The organism is Janthinobacterium sp. HH102 (assembly GCF_001758625.2).
Lineage (GTDB): Bacteria > Pseudomonadota > Gammaproteobacteria > Burkholderiales > Burkholderiaceae_D > Janthinobacterium.
This window is the reverse complement of record NZ_CP062062.1, coordinates 6243590-6259325: the sequence shown is the minus strand read 5'-3', so window position 1 is coordinate 6259325 and position 15736 is coordinate 6243590. Positions and strand designations below refer to the sequence as shown.

Annotated in this window: 12 protein-coding genes; 9 read left to right on the top strand and 3 right to left on the bottom strand. The window is 61.2% G+C overall.

What is annotated here, in order from left to right; all coding sequences use genetic code 11:
- Positions 1 to 52: 52 nt before the first annotated feature.
- From JAB4_RS28470 to JAB4_RS28455, 4 genes are all read left to right on the top strand, one after another.
- Positions 53 to 2128 (top strand): molybdopterin oxidoreductase family protein, encoded by a 2076-nt coding sequence (locus JAB4_RS28470; protein ID WP_070220720.1) that lies wholly within the window; start codon positions 53 to 55, stop codon positions 2126 to 2128.
- A gap of 1 nt (position 2129) precedes the next feature.
- Positions 2130 to 3179, top strand: a complete 1050-nt coding sequence (locus JAB4_RS28465) for an aminopeptidase (protein WP_070220718.1) — start codon at positions 2130 to 2132, stop codon at positions 3177 to 3179.
- A gap of 276 nt (positions 3180 to 3455) precedes the next feature.
- Positions 3456 to 5138 carry a long-chain fatty acid--CoA ligase gene (locus JAB4_RS28460; protein ID WP_070220716.1) on the top strand — a complete coding sequence of 561 codons (1683 nt, stop codon included), beginning with the start codon at positions 3456 to 3458 and terminating at the stop codon, positions 5136 to 5138.
- A 54-nt stretch (positions 5139 to 5192) separates the two neighbouring features.
- Positions 5193 to 6875 carry a long-chain-fatty-acid--CoA ligase gene (locus JAB4_RS28455; RefSeq protein WP_070220714.1) on the top strand — a complete coding sequence of 561 codons (1683 nt, stop codon included), beginning with the start codon at positions 5193 to 5195 and terminating at the stop codon, positions 6873 to 6875.
- Here the strand turns inward: JAB4_RS28455 and JAB4_RS28450 are convergent.
- Positions 6872 to 8044 (bottom strand): acyltransferase family protein, encoded by a 1173-nt coding sequence (locus JAB4_RS28450; RefSeq protein WP_070220713.1) that lies wholly within the window; start codon positions 8042 to 8044, stop codon positions 6872 to 6874. The genes JAB4_RS28455 and JAB4_RS28450 overlap by 4 nt on opposite strands.
- Before the next feature lie 155 nt (positions 8045 to 8199).
- On the opposite strand from JAB4_RS28450, the gene JAB4_RS28445 reads away from it, so the two are divergent.
- Positions 8200 to 9066 (top strand): LytTR family DNA-binding domain-containing protein, encoded by an 867-nt coding sequence (locus tag JAB4_RS28445; RefSeq protein WP_070220712.1) that lies wholly within the window; start codon positions 8200 to 8202, stop codon positions 9064 to 9066.
- Here the strand turns inward: JAB4_RS28445 and JAB4_RS28440 are convergent.
- Both JAB4_RS28440 and JAB4_RS28435 read right to left on the bottom strand, forming a co-directional pair.
- Complete coding sequence (locus JAB4_RS28440; RefSeq protein WP_070220711.1) at positions 9063 to 10655, bottom strand: alkaline phosphatase D family protein; 1593 nt, start codon at positions 10653 to 10655, stop codon at positions 9063 to 9065. The genes JAB4_RS28445 and JAB4_RS28440 overlap by 4 nt on opposite strands.
- Positions 10656 to 10676: 21 nt before the next feature.
- The gene (locus JAB4_RS28435; protein ID WP_226939493.1) at positions 10677 to 11042 is read right to left on the bottom strand and encodes an acyl-CoA thioesterase; all 366 of its coding nucleotides are present in this window, start codon (positions 11040 to 11042) and stop codon (positions 10677 to 10679) included.
- A gap of 136 nt (positions 11043 to 11178) precedes the next feature.
- Here JAB4_RS28435 and JAB4_RS28430 point away from each other — a divergent pair, with 136 nt between their 5' ends.
- The 4 genes from JAB4_RS28430 (at position 11179) to JAB4_RS28415 (ending at position 15723) form a co-directional block, all read left to right on the top strand.
- Entirely contained in the window at positions 11179 to 13029 is a 1851-nt protein-coding gene (locus JAB4_RS28430; protein WP_070220785.1) for an ABC transporter ATP-binding protein/permease, read from the top strand.
- A 195-nt stretch (positions 13030 to 13224) separates the two neighbouring features.
- Complete coding sequence (locus JAB4_RS28425) at positions 13225 to 14181, top strand: amino acid ABC transporter substrate-binding protein (protein WP_070220709.1); 957 nt, start codon at positions 13225 to 13227, stop codon at positions 14179 to 14181.
- 98 nt (positions 14182 to 14279) lie between these two features.
- Positions 14280 to 15029: an amino acid ABC transporter permease gene (locus tag JAB4_RS28420; RefSeq protein ID WP_070220783.1), complete on the top strand. Its 750-nt coding sequence runs from the start codon at positions 14280 to 14282 to the stop codon at positions 15027 to 15029.
- Between the two features lies 1 nt (position 15030).
- A complete protein-coding gene (locus tag JAB4_RS28415) occupies positions 15031 to 15723 on the top strand; it encodes an ABC transporter permease subunit (protein WP_070220707.1) in 693 nt (230 codons plus the stop codon).
- The last annotated feature ends 13 nt before the right edge of the window (positions 15724 to 15736 follow it).

The following is a 15736-nucleotide window of genomic DNA, read 5'->3' as shown; positions in this document are numbered from 1 at the left end:
CGCGCGGAATGGTTTACAGTATCGCCTTCCCCCAACGTTTTTGGATTACCCGATGACCACCACCCAAGTGCGCGCCGCCTGCCCGCTCGATTGCCCCGATACCTGCGCCTTGCTGGTCACCGTGACCGATGGGGTGGCCACCGCCGTCAAGGGCGATCCCGACCACCCGACCACGGCTGGCGTGCTGTGCACCAAGGTATCGCGCTTCACGGAACGCACCTACCATGCGGACCGGCTGCTGCATCCGCTGCGCCGCGTGGGCAAGAAGGGCGAGGGCAAGTTCGAGCGCATCAGCTGGGAAGAAGCATTGCAGACCATCGCCGCCCGATTGAAACCGATCGCCGCGCGCGATCCGCAGGCGATCTTGCCGTACAGCTACTGCGGCACCATGGGCCTGGTGCAGGGCGAATCGATGTCTTCGCGTTTCTTCAACCAGCTCGGCGCTTCCCTGCTGGACCGCACCATCTGCGCCTCGGCCGGCGCCACGGGCTACCGCTACACGGTGGGCGCCAGCATCGGCACGGACCTGGAGCAGTTCCAGAACGCGAAATTGATCATCATCTGGGGCGGCAATCCCATCGCCTCGAACCTGCACTTCTGGATGCGCGCGCAGGAAGCCAAGCGCAACGGCGCCACCCTGATCGCCATCGACCCTTACCGTTCGCTGACGGCAGAAAAATGCCATCAGCATATCGCTTTGCTGCCGGGCACCGATGCGGCCCTGGCGCTGGGTTTGATGCATGTCTTGATCACCGAAGACCTGGTCGACCATGATTACATCGAACGCTACACGGTCGGCTACGATGCCTTGAAACAGCGCGCTTTGGCGTGGCCGCCCGAGCGCGCGGCCGAGGTGTGCGGCATCACGGCCACGGAAGTGGTGAAACTGGCGCGCCTGTACGGCCACGCTTGCCGTTCCGGCGAGGGCGCCGCCATCCGTGCCAACTATGGCGTGCAGCGCGTGCATGGCGGCGGCATGGCCGTGCGCAATATCGCCTGCCTGCCGGCCCTGACGGGTGCCTGGCGCCATCCGGCCGGCGGCATGCAGCTGTCGAGCTCGGGTTCCTTCCCCGTCAACCGCAAGGCCTTGCAGCGCCCCGACTTATTGAAAGGCACGCCGCGCACCATCAACATGAGCACTATCGGCGACGATTTATTGAAAGAAAGTTCCGCCGAGTTCGGCCCGCAAGTCGAGGCAGTGATCGTCTACAACTCGAATCCGCTGGCCGTGGCGCCCGATTCGTCGAAAGTGGCGCAGGGTTTTGCCCGCGAAGATTTGTTTACGGTCGTGCTCGAGCACTTCCAGACCGATACCGTCGATTACGCCGACATCGTGCTGCCCGCCACCACGCAGCTGGAACATGTCGATGCGCATTCCACCTACGGCCATTTGTACATGATGGCGAACAATGCGGCCGTGGCGCCGCTGGGCGAAGCGAAGGCGAATACGGAAATCTTCCGCCTGCTGGCCCAATACATGGGCTTTGATGACCCGTGCTTCCAGGAAAGCGACGATGCGCTGGCGGCCAAGGCCTTCGATGCGACGGATGCCCGTGCCGTGCATTTCGACTGGGAATCGCTGAAACGCACGGGCTGGCAAAAGCTGGCCATGCCCGAGGCGCCCTTTGCCGAGGGTGGTTTCCCCACGCCATCGGGCAAGTGCGAGTTGTATTCCAGCGCCATGGCGCAGGCGGGACTCGATCCCTTGCCGACCTACATTGCGCCGCACGAATCGCCAGCGAGCAATCCCGCGCTGGCGGCGCGTTTCCCGCTGGCCATGATTTCGCCGCCGGCGCGCAACTTCCTCAATTCCACTTTTGTGAACGTGAAAAGCCTGCGCGCGGCCGAGGGCGAGCCGCACCTCGATATCCACCCGGACGATTGTGCCGCGCGCGGCATCGCGGCCGGCGACATGGTGCGCATCTTCAATGACCGTGGCAGCTTTGTCGCCAAGGCCAGGGTCACGGACAAGGCGAGACGTGGCCTGGTGGTGGGCCTGTCCGTGTGGTGGAAAAAGCTCGCCAGCGATGGCAAGAACGCCAATGAAGTGACGAGCCAGCGCCTGACGGACATGGGCCGCGCGCCCACCTTTTATGACACGCTGGTCGAAGTGGAAAAGGTTGCCTGACATGGCGCGCTGGCCGGCCCGGCTGCTTGTCGGCATGCTGTGCCTGCCGCTGGGCGGCTGCACGCAGCTGCGCTACTACACGCAGGCGGCGCAGGGGCAATATGCGCTGTGGTCCGGCGCGCGCCCCATCGATGCCTGGCTCGATGACCCGGCTACCGAACCGCGCTTGAAAGTGCGCCTGGCCAAGGCGCAGCAGATCCGCCGCTTTGCCGTCAGCGAACTGGATTTGCCGGACAATGGCAGCTACAAGAATTACGCGGCCCTGCGGCGCCCATTCGTGCTGTGGAACGTGGTGGCCACGCCGGAATTGTCGCTGCAGCCGCTGCAATGGTGTTTTCCCATCGCCGGCTGCGTGAATTACCGCGGCTATTACAGCAAGGATGAGGCGCTCGCGTATGCCGACGAGCTGCGCGCCCAGCATTACGACGTGCAGGTGGGCGGCGTGCCCGCGTATTCCACCCTGGGCTGGTTCGACGATCCCCTGCTGTCGACCTTTATCAACTACAACGATGCGGAACTGGCGCGCCTGATTTTCCATGAGCTGGCGCACCAGGTGGTGTATGTGCCCGGCGATTCGGCCTTCAACGAATCGTTTGCCAGCGCCGTGGAAGAGGCGGGCGTGCAGCACTGGCTGGCGCGCGAGGGCAATGACGCGATGCGCGCGTCGTACGCCCAGTATGCTGCGCGGCGCCAGGATTTTCTGGCCCTGCTGCTGAAGTATCGGGGGGAACTGGACGCCGTGTATGCGAGCGACGCCAGCGATGCGGAGAAGCGCGCGCGCAAGGCGCAGGTGTTTGCAGCATTGAAAGACGCGTATCAGGTGCTCAAGCAAAACTGGGGCGGTTTTGCCGGTTACGACCGCTGGTTCGAGCAGCCATTGAGCAATGCGCACCTGGCTTCGGTGTCTACCTACAATGAATTTTTGCCTGCCTTCAAAAAATTGCTGGAAGAAAAAAAGAACTTTCGTGCTTTTTATGCTGCAGTGCACACAATGGCCCAGCTCAAGAAGCCCGAGCGCAGGCATGCGCTGGAACAATTGTCCAGCCCCTGACCCGTAAAGATTGTCCAGTACGCCGAGGCAAGCGATTCGGTAACAGCGTATTTATCGTGCTGCAATGCAGCATAAAAAGGCCTTAGAGTTGCTGCTCGAATACTGTTGAAAGCGCTTGCATGGAAGCGCGGCGCCCGATAGCATCGCATTAGTAGCATAGAGCAATTGCTCGTCAGAATGCTCAAACTGACTGCAGGACGACAGAATCCGCAGCGATGATCCGCGTCGGCAAGATGCGCCGGCTCCCCCACGATTATTCGAGACAAGAGGCACAGGATGGAAAAAATTTGGCTGAAGTCGTATCCTCCCGGCGTCCCCGCCGACATCGATCCTGATCAATATCGTTCGCTGGTGCATTTGCTGGAAGAAGCGTTTCAAAAATATGCGGATCGCAATGCCTATGTCTGCATGGACAAATTTCTCACCTATGCCGAACTCGATACCTATTCGCGCCAGCTGGGGGCCTTTCTGCAAAGCCGTGGGCTGAAGAAGGGGGCCAGGGTGGCCCTGATGATGCCGAACGTGCTCCAGTATCCGGTGGCGATCGCGGCCGTGCTGCGCGCCGGCTACACGGTGGTCAACGTCAACCCTTTATATACGCCGCGCGAACTTGAGCACCAGCTCAACGATTCGGGCAGCGAAGCGATCATCGTGCTGGAAAATTTTGCCCATACGGTCGAGCAAGTATTGAGCAAGACGGCCGTCAAGCACATCGTCGTCGCCAGCATGGGCGAAATGCTCGGTGGCTTGAAGGGCATGATCGTCAATTTTGTCGTGCGCAACGTCAAGAAGATGGTGCCCGCGTATTCCTTGCCGAACGCCATGCGTTTCAAGCAGGCGCTGGCGCTGGGCAGCCGCATGAAGCTCACGCCCGTCGAGCTGAGCATCAACGATCCCGCTTTCCTGCAATATACGGGCGGCACGACGGGCGTGTCGAAAGGCGCGACCTTGAGCCACCGCAATGTGATCGCCAATGTGCTGCAAAGCGAAGCGTGGTCGGGCGCGGCGCTCGACCAGAACAGCAAGGAACAGATGATCGTCGTCTGCGCCTTGCCGCTGTACCATATCTTTGCCCTGACGGCCTGCGCCATGTGGGGCACGCGCGTGGGCGCCCTGAATATCCTGATCCCGAATCCGCGCGATATCCCGGGCCTGATCAAGGAACTGGGCAAGTACAAGTTCAACCTGTTGCCTGCGGTCAATACGCTGTATAACGCGCTGGTCAATCACCCCGATTTCGCCAAGCTCGATTTCTCGGGCTTGAAGATCGCCAATGGCGGCGGCATGGCGGTGCAGCAAGCCGTCAACGACAAGTGGCTGCAGGTGACGGGCGTGTCCATCATCGAAGGCTACGGCTTGTCGGAAACGTCGCCCGTCGCCACCTGTAACCGTGCCGACAGCACGGCGTTTTCCGGCACCATCGGCTTGCCCGTGCCATCGACCGATATCGCCATCCTCGACGATGACGGAAAGGAAGTGCCGCTGGGCCAGACGGGCGAGATCGCCATCCGTGGCCCGCAAGTGATGAGCGGCTACTGGAACCGTCCCGATGAGACGGCCAAGGTCATGACACCGGACGGCTATTTTAAATCGGGCGACGTGGGCATCATGGACGAGCGCGGCTACGTGAAGATCGTGGATCGCAAGAAAGACATGATTCTCGTCTCCGGCTTCAATGTGTATCCGAATGAAGTCGAAGCCGTCATCGCGGCCCATCCGGGCGTGCTCGAGTGCGCGTGCGTGGGCGTGCCCGATGAACACTCGGGCGAAGCCGTGAAAGTATTTGTCGTGCGCAAGGATCCGAACCTGACCCAGGCCGTGCTGGCCGCGTATTGCAAGGAGCAGTTCACGGGCTACAAGCGGCCGAAATACATCGAATTCCGCGATGAACTGCCGAAGACCAACGTCGGCAAGATTTTGCGTCGCGCCTTGCGCGATGAAACGAAGATAGCAGCATAAACAGTGTGGATGCGCCAGGAGGCGCATCCCTTTTACAGATAAAGATGAGGCGAGATGGACAAGATTTGGTTGAAGTCGTACCCGGACAGCGTGCCCGCAGAGATTGATTGCACGCAATACCGTTCCGTCACGCATTTGCTGGAAGAGTCGTTCCAGAAATATGCGGACCGCAATGCTTTCGTGTGCATGGATAAATTCCTGACCTACCGCGAGCTCGACCAGTTGTCGCTGCAGATGGGCGCCTGGCTGCAAAGCAAGGGGCTGCAACGGGGCGCGCGCGTGGCGATCATGCTGCCGAACGTGCTGCAATATCCGGTCGCCATGGCGGCGATCCTGCGCGCCGGCTACACGGTGGTGAACGTCAATCCGCTGTACACGCCGCGCGAACTGCAGCACCAGCTGGTCGATTCGGGCAGCGAAGCGATCATCGTGCTGGAAAACTTCGCCACGACGGTCGAACAGGTGTTGCCGCATACCCAGGTCAAGCACGTGATCGTGGCCACCATGGGCGACTTGCTGGGCGGCTTGAAGGGCACCATCGTCAACTTCGTCGTGCGCAAGATCAAGAAAATGGTGCCTGCGTTTTCCTTGCCGAACGCCATCAGTTTCAACAAGATGCTGGCCGAGGGTGCACGCTTGAGCCTGACGCCGGTGCAGCAGGGGCATGACGATATCGTCTTCCTGCAATACACGGGCGGCACGACGGGCGTCTCAAAAGGCGCGATGCTGTTGCACCGTAACGTGATTGCCAACGTATTGCAAAACGAGGCGTGGATGGCGCCCGTGATGACGCCTGAAATGCGCGCCACCTCGATGGGATTCATGTGCGCCTTGCCCCTGTATCACATCTATTCGCTGACGGTCAGCGCTTTGATGGGCATGCGCGTGGGCGGCTTGAACGTGCTGATTCCCAACCCGCGCGACATCCCCGGTTTCGTCAAGGAATTGGGCAAGCACAAGATCGTCGTCTTCCCGGCCGTCAATACCCTGTACAACGCGCTGCTGAACAATGCTGACTTCGCCAAGCTCGATTTCTCCAGCTACAAAGTGTGCAATGGCGGCGGCATGGCCCTGCAACGCAACGTGGCCGAACGCTGGCTGAAACTGACGGGCTGCCCGCTGATCGAAGGCTATGGCATGTCGGAAACATCACCCGTGGTGACGGGCAACCGCGTCGACATCACGGAATTCACGGGCACCATCGGCTTGCCTTTCCCGTCGACGGAAGTGGCGATTCTGAATGATGACGGCGTGGAAGTGCCGCTGGGCGAGCCCGGCGAAATCGCCGTGCGCGGCCCGCAAGTGATGGCGGGCTACTGGCAGCGTCCGGACGAGACGGCCAAGTCGATGACGGCCGACGGCTACTTCAAGACGGGCGACGTGGGCGTCATGGACGAGCGTGGCTATGTGAAGATTGTCGACCGCAAGAAAGACATGATCATCGTCTCCGGCTTTAATGTGTATCCGAACGAGGTGGAAGACGTGGTCGCGTCCTGCCCTGGTGTGCTCGAATGCGCCTGCATCGGCGTGCCGGACGCCAACGCGGGCGAAGCCGTGAAAGTGTTTGTTGTGCGCAAGGACCCGAACCTGACGGTGGAACAGATCCGCGAGCATTGCAAACATGAATTGACGGCCTACAAGAAACCGAAATACATCGAGTTCCGCGATGAATTGCCGAAGACGAATGTCGGCAAGATATTGCGCCGTCAATTGCGCGACGAAAAGAAAGTAGCTTAATTCGCCGCCAAGGCCGTGTCCGCAGCTACGGCTTGCCGTGGCCTGGCGGGCAGGCCGAAACAGGGGCGCAGCCAGTGCACTTTGCTGATCAGCAGCGACGTTGCCAACCAGCAAGTCGCCACCGTGCCAGCCAGTATCAGCAGCGGTTCCAGCACGGGACCCAGCTTCAGCGGCACCAGCCAGTAAGCCAGCAGGATAATCGCGCTCTGGTGCAGTAGGTACCAGGGAAACACGGCCTGGCGCGCCCATGGCAGCCAGGCAAAAGGTTTATTCAGCAAGGTGTGCGACCAGCCCAGGATGGCGCAGATGGCCAGCCACATGTACAGATTGCGCATGGGCCAGGAGCCGAACGCGGCCCAGGTCAGCAGGTTCTCCGAATATATCTGGTCGAAAAACATATACACGGCAAACGCGCCCAGGCCCAGCCACAGCGTATGCCAGCGCAAGCGCGCCAGTTCCGCCCACAATCCCTTGTCATTGCCCAGCCACCAGCCATACAGGAACAGCGTGAAATACATGGCGTGCGCATACCAGTCGCGCACCAGCGCATGGGTTTCCGGATAGCGCATTTTGAGGAAAACCATGGCCGCCAAGGGTGGCAGGGCAGGCAGGACGAGCAATTGCCATCCGCGCAAGCGCTGGAACCGGGGGCGCAGCGCCGTCAGCAGCGGTTGCAGCGCCACCAGTACGATGATGTACAGCAGCAAGTACACGAGATACCACAGGTGGTTCCAGGTAAAGCCATATTGCCAGCCATCGAAGGCGCCTGCCGGCCAGGCATGGCCGCCAAAGTAATGCAGCAGGAACCGCCCATATCCAGGCTCGACCAGGCCCTTGCTGACCCCTTCGCAATACGGCTGGATGGGAATGATGACGGCCATGCCGAACAGCAGCGGCAGCAGCAGCCGCTTGGTCCTGCGCCACAGGAAGGCGCCGCGCGAGGCCTGCGTCATCATGGCGCACGAGACGCCGGAGATGAGGAAGACGATTTCCATGCGCCAGCGGTTGAGGAAGATCAGCGGCATGTTCAAGGCATCGGTGGCGTAGCTGCTGTGCATGTGAAAGTGCCATCCATCCATGTACAGCAGGGCAGTGTGATAGACAATCAGCAGGCTGAAGACGAGAAAGCGCAAGGCGTCGATATCGTGACGGCGGGAGGCTATGGTCATGATCGTGGGCGAGTGGTGAAGGAAGCCTCAGCATAGGCAGCGACGGGGCAGCGTGCCAGCGAAATGGGACCAGCGGACGGCTGGCTGGGACGAATGGATCGCCTGGGACGGGTGTGGGACCTTACAATCATGTAACTCATTCAAGCCCCGAAACCATGCATATCGCTTCCACTGACCTGTTGCAACGTTATCAACGCTGGCGCCGCGTGGCCGAGCCGGGATTCTGGATCGTGCTGTATCTGCTGCAGGCCAGCGTCAACAGCTGGCTGGTCTGGCTGGACCTGCGGCGCGCCGGCGTCAATACGCCATTCTGGGAAGTGGCCGTGTGGGAGTGGAGCAGCAATCTGGTGCTGCTGGCGCTGGTGCCCGTGGTCGTGCTGGCGGGACAGTACCGGCCGCTGCACCTGGTGTTCCAGCGCCAGAACCTGCGCTGGCACCTGGCCGCGTCGGTCGCCTACAGCCTGGTGCATGTGGCGGCCATGGTGGCCTTGCGCAAACTGGCGTACTGGAGCGCCGGCAGCGATTACGATTTCGGTCATTGGTGGCGCGAGTTGCCGTATGAATACCTGAAAGATGTGCGCGCTTACTTCCTCGTCCTGCTGGCCGTGGGCTTTTACCAGTTGCTGCTGATGCGCTGGCAAGGCGAGGCGACACTGCTGGGCGAGCCCGATGAAGGGCCCGCCGTGGAACCGGTGCAGCAGCCGGAGCGGTTTCTGGTGCGCAAGCTGGGCAAGGATTTTCTGTTGCCTGCTCTTGAGATCGAATGGATACAAGCCTGGGGCAACTATGTGAACCTGCATGTGCGCGGGCACGATTACCCGCTGCGTTCGACCATGGCCGCCATCGAGCGCCGCCTCGACGGCAAGCGCTTTGTGCGCGTGCACCGCAGCTATATCGTCAATCTGGATTTCGTGCAGGCCATCATACCGCTGGAATCGGGCGACGCGCGCGCCGTGCTGTCCACGGGCGGCGAAGTGCCCGTCAGCCGGCGCTACCGCGAGGCCTTGAAAAGCATAGGCTAGACGCGCTGCACGCCAGCCTTGCCATCCTGGACGGTGAAACTGGCCAGTGTCGCGATGGTCGACGCGCTGTCGCGCACATTTTCCAGCCCCTGGAACAGGGTCGTGGTTTTCTCCGGTGTGATCTCCAGCAACATATAGCCGCGCTTGTCGCTGCGTCCGTAGCGGATGTGCGGGTTCATCGCCACGTACTGGTCGGTGCGCGCCTGCGGGCGGGAACTCGACGTGATCGAGGTGCCGCAAAACTCGGTCGCCAGCACGGGATTATCCTTGCCGGCGGGCCGCATGGCGTTGCGGCTCAGTTCCGTCGCATAAAAAGTGTGCACGTCGCCCGACAACACCAGCGGGTTGCTGGCCTTGCTGCTGCGCAAGGCGTCGAGCAGATGCTGGCGCGCCATGGGATAGCCGTCCCAGCCATCGGTCCAGACGCGCTCGTCGCCGGGCCGCACGATGGGCACTTGGCTCGATTGCGCCATCAGGGTTTGCTGGGCCAGGATATTCCAGCGCGCGGGAGAAGCATCGAGACCGGCTTGCAGCCAGCGCTGCTGTTCCTCGCCCAGCATCGTGCGGTCGGGCTTGAGCAAGTCGGGACAGTTGCGCGTGGTGACGGAATTGGAGCCGCCACGGCCCGGTTTGGCGCAGGCGTGGTAGGCGCGGTATTGCCGGTCATCGAGCACGTGGAAGCGTGCCAACCGGCCCCAGTCGTAGCGCTGGTAGATGCGCATGTCGACAAAGCCGCGACGCCCCAGCGGCAGCAGGCGCAGCGGCATGTGTTCATAAAACGCCTGGTAGGCGGCCGCGCGGCGCTGCAGGAAGGTGGGCGTGAGCAACTCGTCGCGGTCGTTGCCGTAGTCGTTGGCCACTTCATGGTCGTCCCAGGTGACGATCCACGGCGCGGCCAGGTGCGCGCCCTGCAAGTCGCGGTCGCTCTTGTATTGCGCATAGCGGGCGCGGTACTCGTCCAAGGTAAAACTTTCATGCGTGCGCACGGCCCGGTCCGGGTGCTGCAGCTGGTACGGCCCCCACTCATAAATGTAATCGCCGAGGAAGGCCACGAGGTCGGGCGCCGCCGCCGCGATGTGCCGGTGCGCCCCATACGCGCCGAATTCCCAGTGCTGACATGAGGCGACGGCCAGTTTCAGCGAGGCAGGCATGGAGGCGGGCTCGGGCGCCGTGCGCGTGCGGCCCACGGGACTGACGGCGTCGCCCAGCATGAAGCGGTACCAGTACCAGCGTCCGGGCGCCAGGCCGCCCGCGTCGACGTGCACGCTGTGCGCGAGGGCGGGCATGGCCGTCGCTTGCCCCTTGGCGGCGATGCGCCGGAAAGCCTCGTCTTCGGCCACTTCCCAGCGCACGTTCAGGGCGATGGCGGGCGTGGCGGCTGCGTGCAGCGGGTCGTAGCAGATGCGCGTCCACAGCACGACGGCGTCGGGCAAGGGCGAGCCGGAAGCGACGCCGAGCGCAAACGGATAAGCCGTGCCGTTCAGGCGCGTGGCGGCGCCGGCGCTGGAACCGGACAGCACAGTGCCGGCCGCGGCCAGCGCCGTGATGCGCGCAGCGCTCAGCAAGAAGATGCGGCGCTGGCTATCCATGGTGTGGAATGATTACGACAATCAAGACGCCAATAAGGTCTCGATCGGCGGCACCTTGCGCGGCTTGCGGTCGGAGTCCGTCGCCACGTAGATCAGGGTCGCTTCCGTGACTTTCACGATGCAGGCCTGCAGGCGGTTGCGCTCGGCATACACCTCGACATTGACGGTGATCGAGGTATTGCCCACCTTGACGATGTCGGCGTAGAAGGACAGCAGATCGCCGACGAAGACGGGATTTTTGAAGACGAAGGAATTGACGGCGATGGTGGCGACACGGCCGTTGGCGCGCCGCGTGGCCGGCAGGGAGCCGGCGATATCGACTTGCGCCATGATCCAGCCGCCGAAGACGTCGCCGTACACATTGGCGTCGGACGGCGCGGGCATCATGCGCAATTCCGGCATTTTTCCGGCGGGCAGGCCGGAGGCGAGGCAGTTGTCGGGACGGTCTGGGGAGGTGCTCATCTTTTATTCTCATGAAAGGCTACAATTGCTGCGATTGAACCATAAAAAGCCGACCTTCGCCATGCGCCGTTCCCAGACTCCCCCTCCGCCCCGCTCGCCAGCTTCCGCCAGCCACAGCGATTTCGCCACCATCAAGACCTTGCTGCCGTACCTGTGGGTCTACAAATGGCGAGTGCTGCTGGCGCTGCTATGCCTGGTGGGCGCCAAGCTCGCCAACGTGGGCGTGCCCCTGATCCTGAAAAAACTCGTCGACGCCATGACGATCACGGCCGCGCACCCGCAAGCACTGCTGGTGCTGCCCGTCGGCTTGCTGGTGGCGTACGGCTTGCTGCGCCTGTCGACCACCTTGTTTACGGAACTGCGAGAATTCCTGTTCGCCCGGGTCACGCAGCGGGCCGTGCGCACCATCGCCCTGCAAGTGTTCCGCCACCTGCATGCGCTGTCCCTGCGGTTCCATTTGAACCGCCAGACGGGCGGCATGACGCGCGATATCGAACGGGGTACGCGCAGCGTCGGCTCGCTCATTTCCTACACCCTGTTCAACATCCTGCCGACCCTGGTGGAAATCACCCTCGTGCTCGGCTACCTGGTCTTGCATTACGACATCTGGTTCACCGTGATCACGGCGGTGGCGCTCGTGTCGTACATCGCGTTCACCGTGCTGGTGACGAACTGGCGCACGCATTTCCGTCGCACCATGAACGACCTCGACTCGAAGGCGAATACCAAGGCCATCGATTCGCTGATCAACTATGAAACCGTAAAATATTTCGGCAACGAGGATTATGAAGCGAAGCGCTATGACGAAGGCTTGCAGCGCTACGAATCGGCCGCCGTGAAATCGCAGACCTCGCTATCCCTGCTGAACACGGGCCAGTCGCTGATCATCGCCACGGCCGTCACCTTGATTTTGTGGCGCGCCACCGTGGGCGTGATTGCCGGCACGATGACTCTGGGCGACCTGGTGCTGGTGAACGCCTTCATGATCCAGCTGTATATCCCCCTCAATTTCCTCGGCGTCATTTACCGCGAAATCAAGCAAAGCCTGGCCGACATGGAGCGATTGTTTTCCCTGCTGAACGAGAACCGCGAAATCGCCGATACGCCGGACGCCAAGCCGCTCGTCACGCGGGGCGCGGCCGTGCGTTTCGAGCACGTGGATTTCAGCTATGAAGCCAAGCGGCAAATCCTGTTCGACGTGGATTTCCAGATCCCCGCCGGCACGACGACAGCCGTGGTGGGCCACAGCGGCTCGGGCAAGTCGACCTTGTCGCGTTTGCTGTTCCGCTTCTATGAAGTCGATGGCGGCGGCATCACCATCGATGGCCAGGACCTGCGCAATATCACGCAGGATTCCCTGCGCGCGGCCATCGGCATCGTGCCGCAGGATACGGTGCTGTTCAACGACACCATCGAATACAACATCGCCTACGGCAAGCCGGGCGCCAGCAAGGAAGCCATCGTGGCGGCAGCCAAAGCCGCATCGATCCATGATTTTATTGAAAGCTTGCCAGATGGTTACAGCTCCATGGTGGGCGAACGGGGCTTAAAACTGTCGGGCGGCGAAAAGCAGCGCGTGGCGATTGCCCGCACCTTGCTGAAAGACCCGGCTATCCTGATCTTCGATGAAGCCACTTCGGCGCTCGACTCCAAGGCCGAACAGGCGATCCAGTCGCAGCTGAAGGAGATTGCCAAAAACCGCACCACTTTGGTCATTGCGCACCGTCTGTCGACGGTGGCCGACGCCCAGCAAATCCTCGTGCTCGACCATGGCCGCATCGTCGAGCGGGGCACGCATCCGCAATTGCTGGCGGCGGATGGCCTGTATGCGCAGATGTGGCAACGCCAGCAGGCGAATAGGGACGATGAGGCGGAAGAGGACGAGTTGGCGGGATTGGCGCCGGCAAAATAAATCGGGAATGGGAAATCAGTAGGAAAAATGCTACAGCCGCGCCGATTCAGGCGCGCGTATAGCGCCTATTTGAGGGCAATCGCAGAAAACGGCTGGTCCGGCGCTGAAAATGAAATAAAATTAATTCCATTGGTGGCGTCTGCACCACAGTTGTTTCGTTCGGAATCGATTCCGTTTGTCCGCCCAGGAGAATTTATGAAATTGACCAAAATCATCGCCACGCTGCTCAGCGTCGGTGTCATCAGCAGCATGTCGCCAGTCCAGGCTCAGGAATTGACCGGCACCTTGGCCAAGATCAAGAAAGCCGGTTCCGTCACCCTCGGCGTGCGCGACGGCTCCGTGCCCTTCTCCTATCTCGATGACAAGCAGCAATACCAGGGTTATTCGATCGACCTGTGCATGAAAGTCGTCACGGCCCTGCAGAAACACCTGGGCATGAGCGAACTGAAAGTGGTGATGAGCCCCGTCACTTCGGCCAACCGCATCCCGCTGATGGCCAACGGCACCATCGACCTCGAATGCGGCTCGACGACGAACAATCTGGAGCGCCAGCAGCAGGTGGCGTTCGCCCCCACCATGTTCGTCATCGGCAACCGCGTGCTGTCGAAAAAATCCTCGAACATCAAGACCCTGGAAGACTTGCGCGGCAAGACCCTGGTCGCCACGGCCGGCACGTCGACCATCAAGCAGATGACGATTTTGAACAAGGAAAAGAACCTGGGCATGACGATTGCCGTCGGCAAGGATCATCCCGAGTCGTTCCTGATGCTGGAAACGGGTCGCGCGGTGGCCGAAGCCAACGACGACATCTTGCTGGCGTCGCAGGTGGCCAACTCGAAGAACCCGAACGACTACGAAATCACCAAGGAAGCGCTGTCGGTCGAGCCGTACGGCATCATGCTGCGCAAGGGCGATCCGGCCTTCAAGAAAGTGGTCGACGATGCGTTGATCCGCCTGTACAAGAGCGACGACATCAACCGCATTTATGCGAAATGGTTTACCTCGCCAATTCCGCCGAAAAACATCAACCTGAAATTCCCGATGCCGCCGCAACTGAAGGCCGTGTTTGCCAATCCGACCGACTCCGGTGACCCGGCCGCATATGCGGCCGTACCGGAAGCGCAGAAGACTTCGGACAAACGGAAAAAGTAAAGATTGCGTAACAAACCGGGAGGCGCAAGCCTCCCGATTTATTTGCGGGACGGGTGGCCGGCTGGCCGCTGTCCTTGGGCTGCATGCGAAGGATGATCATGAATTACAACTGGAATTGGCGCATCTTCTGGGAGATTTCTCCCGATGGCGTGGGCACGTATATGGACACCTTGTGGTCCGGCCTGGTCTGGACCCTGGCCACGGCCGGTGCGGCATGGATCATGGCATTGATATTGGGCCTGGTGGTCGGCACCATCCGCACCCTGCCGAATAAATGGCTGGTGGGCATAGCCAATGCCTACGTTGAATTGTTCCGCAACGTGCCGCTGCTGGTGCAAATGTTCCTCTGGTATTTCGTCATGCCGGAATTGCTGCCGCCGGACCTGGGCGCCTGGGTCAAGTCGCTGCCGAATGCACCATTCGTCACGGCCGTGCTGTGCCTGGGATTCTTTACCTCCTCGCGCGTGGCCGTGCAGGTGACGACGGGCATCGAGGCGCTGCCGCGCGGGCAGAAACTGGCCGGCACGGCGCTGGGCCTGACCCTGCCGCAAACCTACCGTTTCATTTTGCTGCCGATGGCCGCGCGCGTCATCCTGCCGCCGCTGACCAGCGAATTTTTGAACATCATCAAGAACAGTTCCGTGGCGCTGACCATCGGCCTGATCGAGCTGACGGCCAGCGCGCGCGCCATCCAGGAGTTTTCCTTCCAGGTGTTCGAGGCGTTTTCGGCCGCCACCATCATCTACGTCGTCGTCAACCTGCTGGTCGTGGTGCTGATGCACCTGATCGAAAAAAAGGTCGCCATCCCCGGCTTCATCGTCGCCGGCGCCAAGACGGGAGGACACTGATATGTTCGGCAATTTCGACTTCGATGTCATTTCCCGCTCGTGGGTCTATCTGTTCCAGACCGGCATGGTGTTTACCCTGAAACTGACGGCGCTGGCCATGGTGGGCGGCATCGTGCTGGGCACCTTGCTGGCGCTGATGCGCCTGTCCAGCAACCGCATCATCTCTGGCGTGGCGTCGAGCTACGTCAACCTGATACGCTCGATCCCGCTGGTGCTGGTGATCTTCTGGTTCTACTTCCTGGTGCCGTATATCGCCGCCTGGATCATCGGCGCCAACGAGCCCGTGAAAGTGGGCGCGTTTTCTTCCGCGCTGATCACCTTCATCATGTTCGAGGCAGCCTACTATTGCGAGATCATGCGCAGCGGCATACAGTCGATTCCCCGCGGCCAGGTGTGGGCGGGACAGGCGCTGGGCATGAACTACCGGCAAACCATGGGCAGCATCGTGCTGCCGCAAGCGTTCCGCAACATGATCCCCGTGCTGCTGACGCAAACCATCGTGCTGTTCCAGGACGTGTCGCTCGTGTACGTGCTGTCGATTCCCGATTTCGTCGGCGCCGCCTCGAAAATCGCGCAGCGCGACGGCCGCCTGGTGGAGATGTACGTGTTTGTCGCCGTCGTGTATTTCGTGCTGTGCTATGCCTTGTCGTTCCTGGTAAAACGCCTGCAGAAACGCGTCGCCATCATTCGCTAACCGTAAAAGAAAG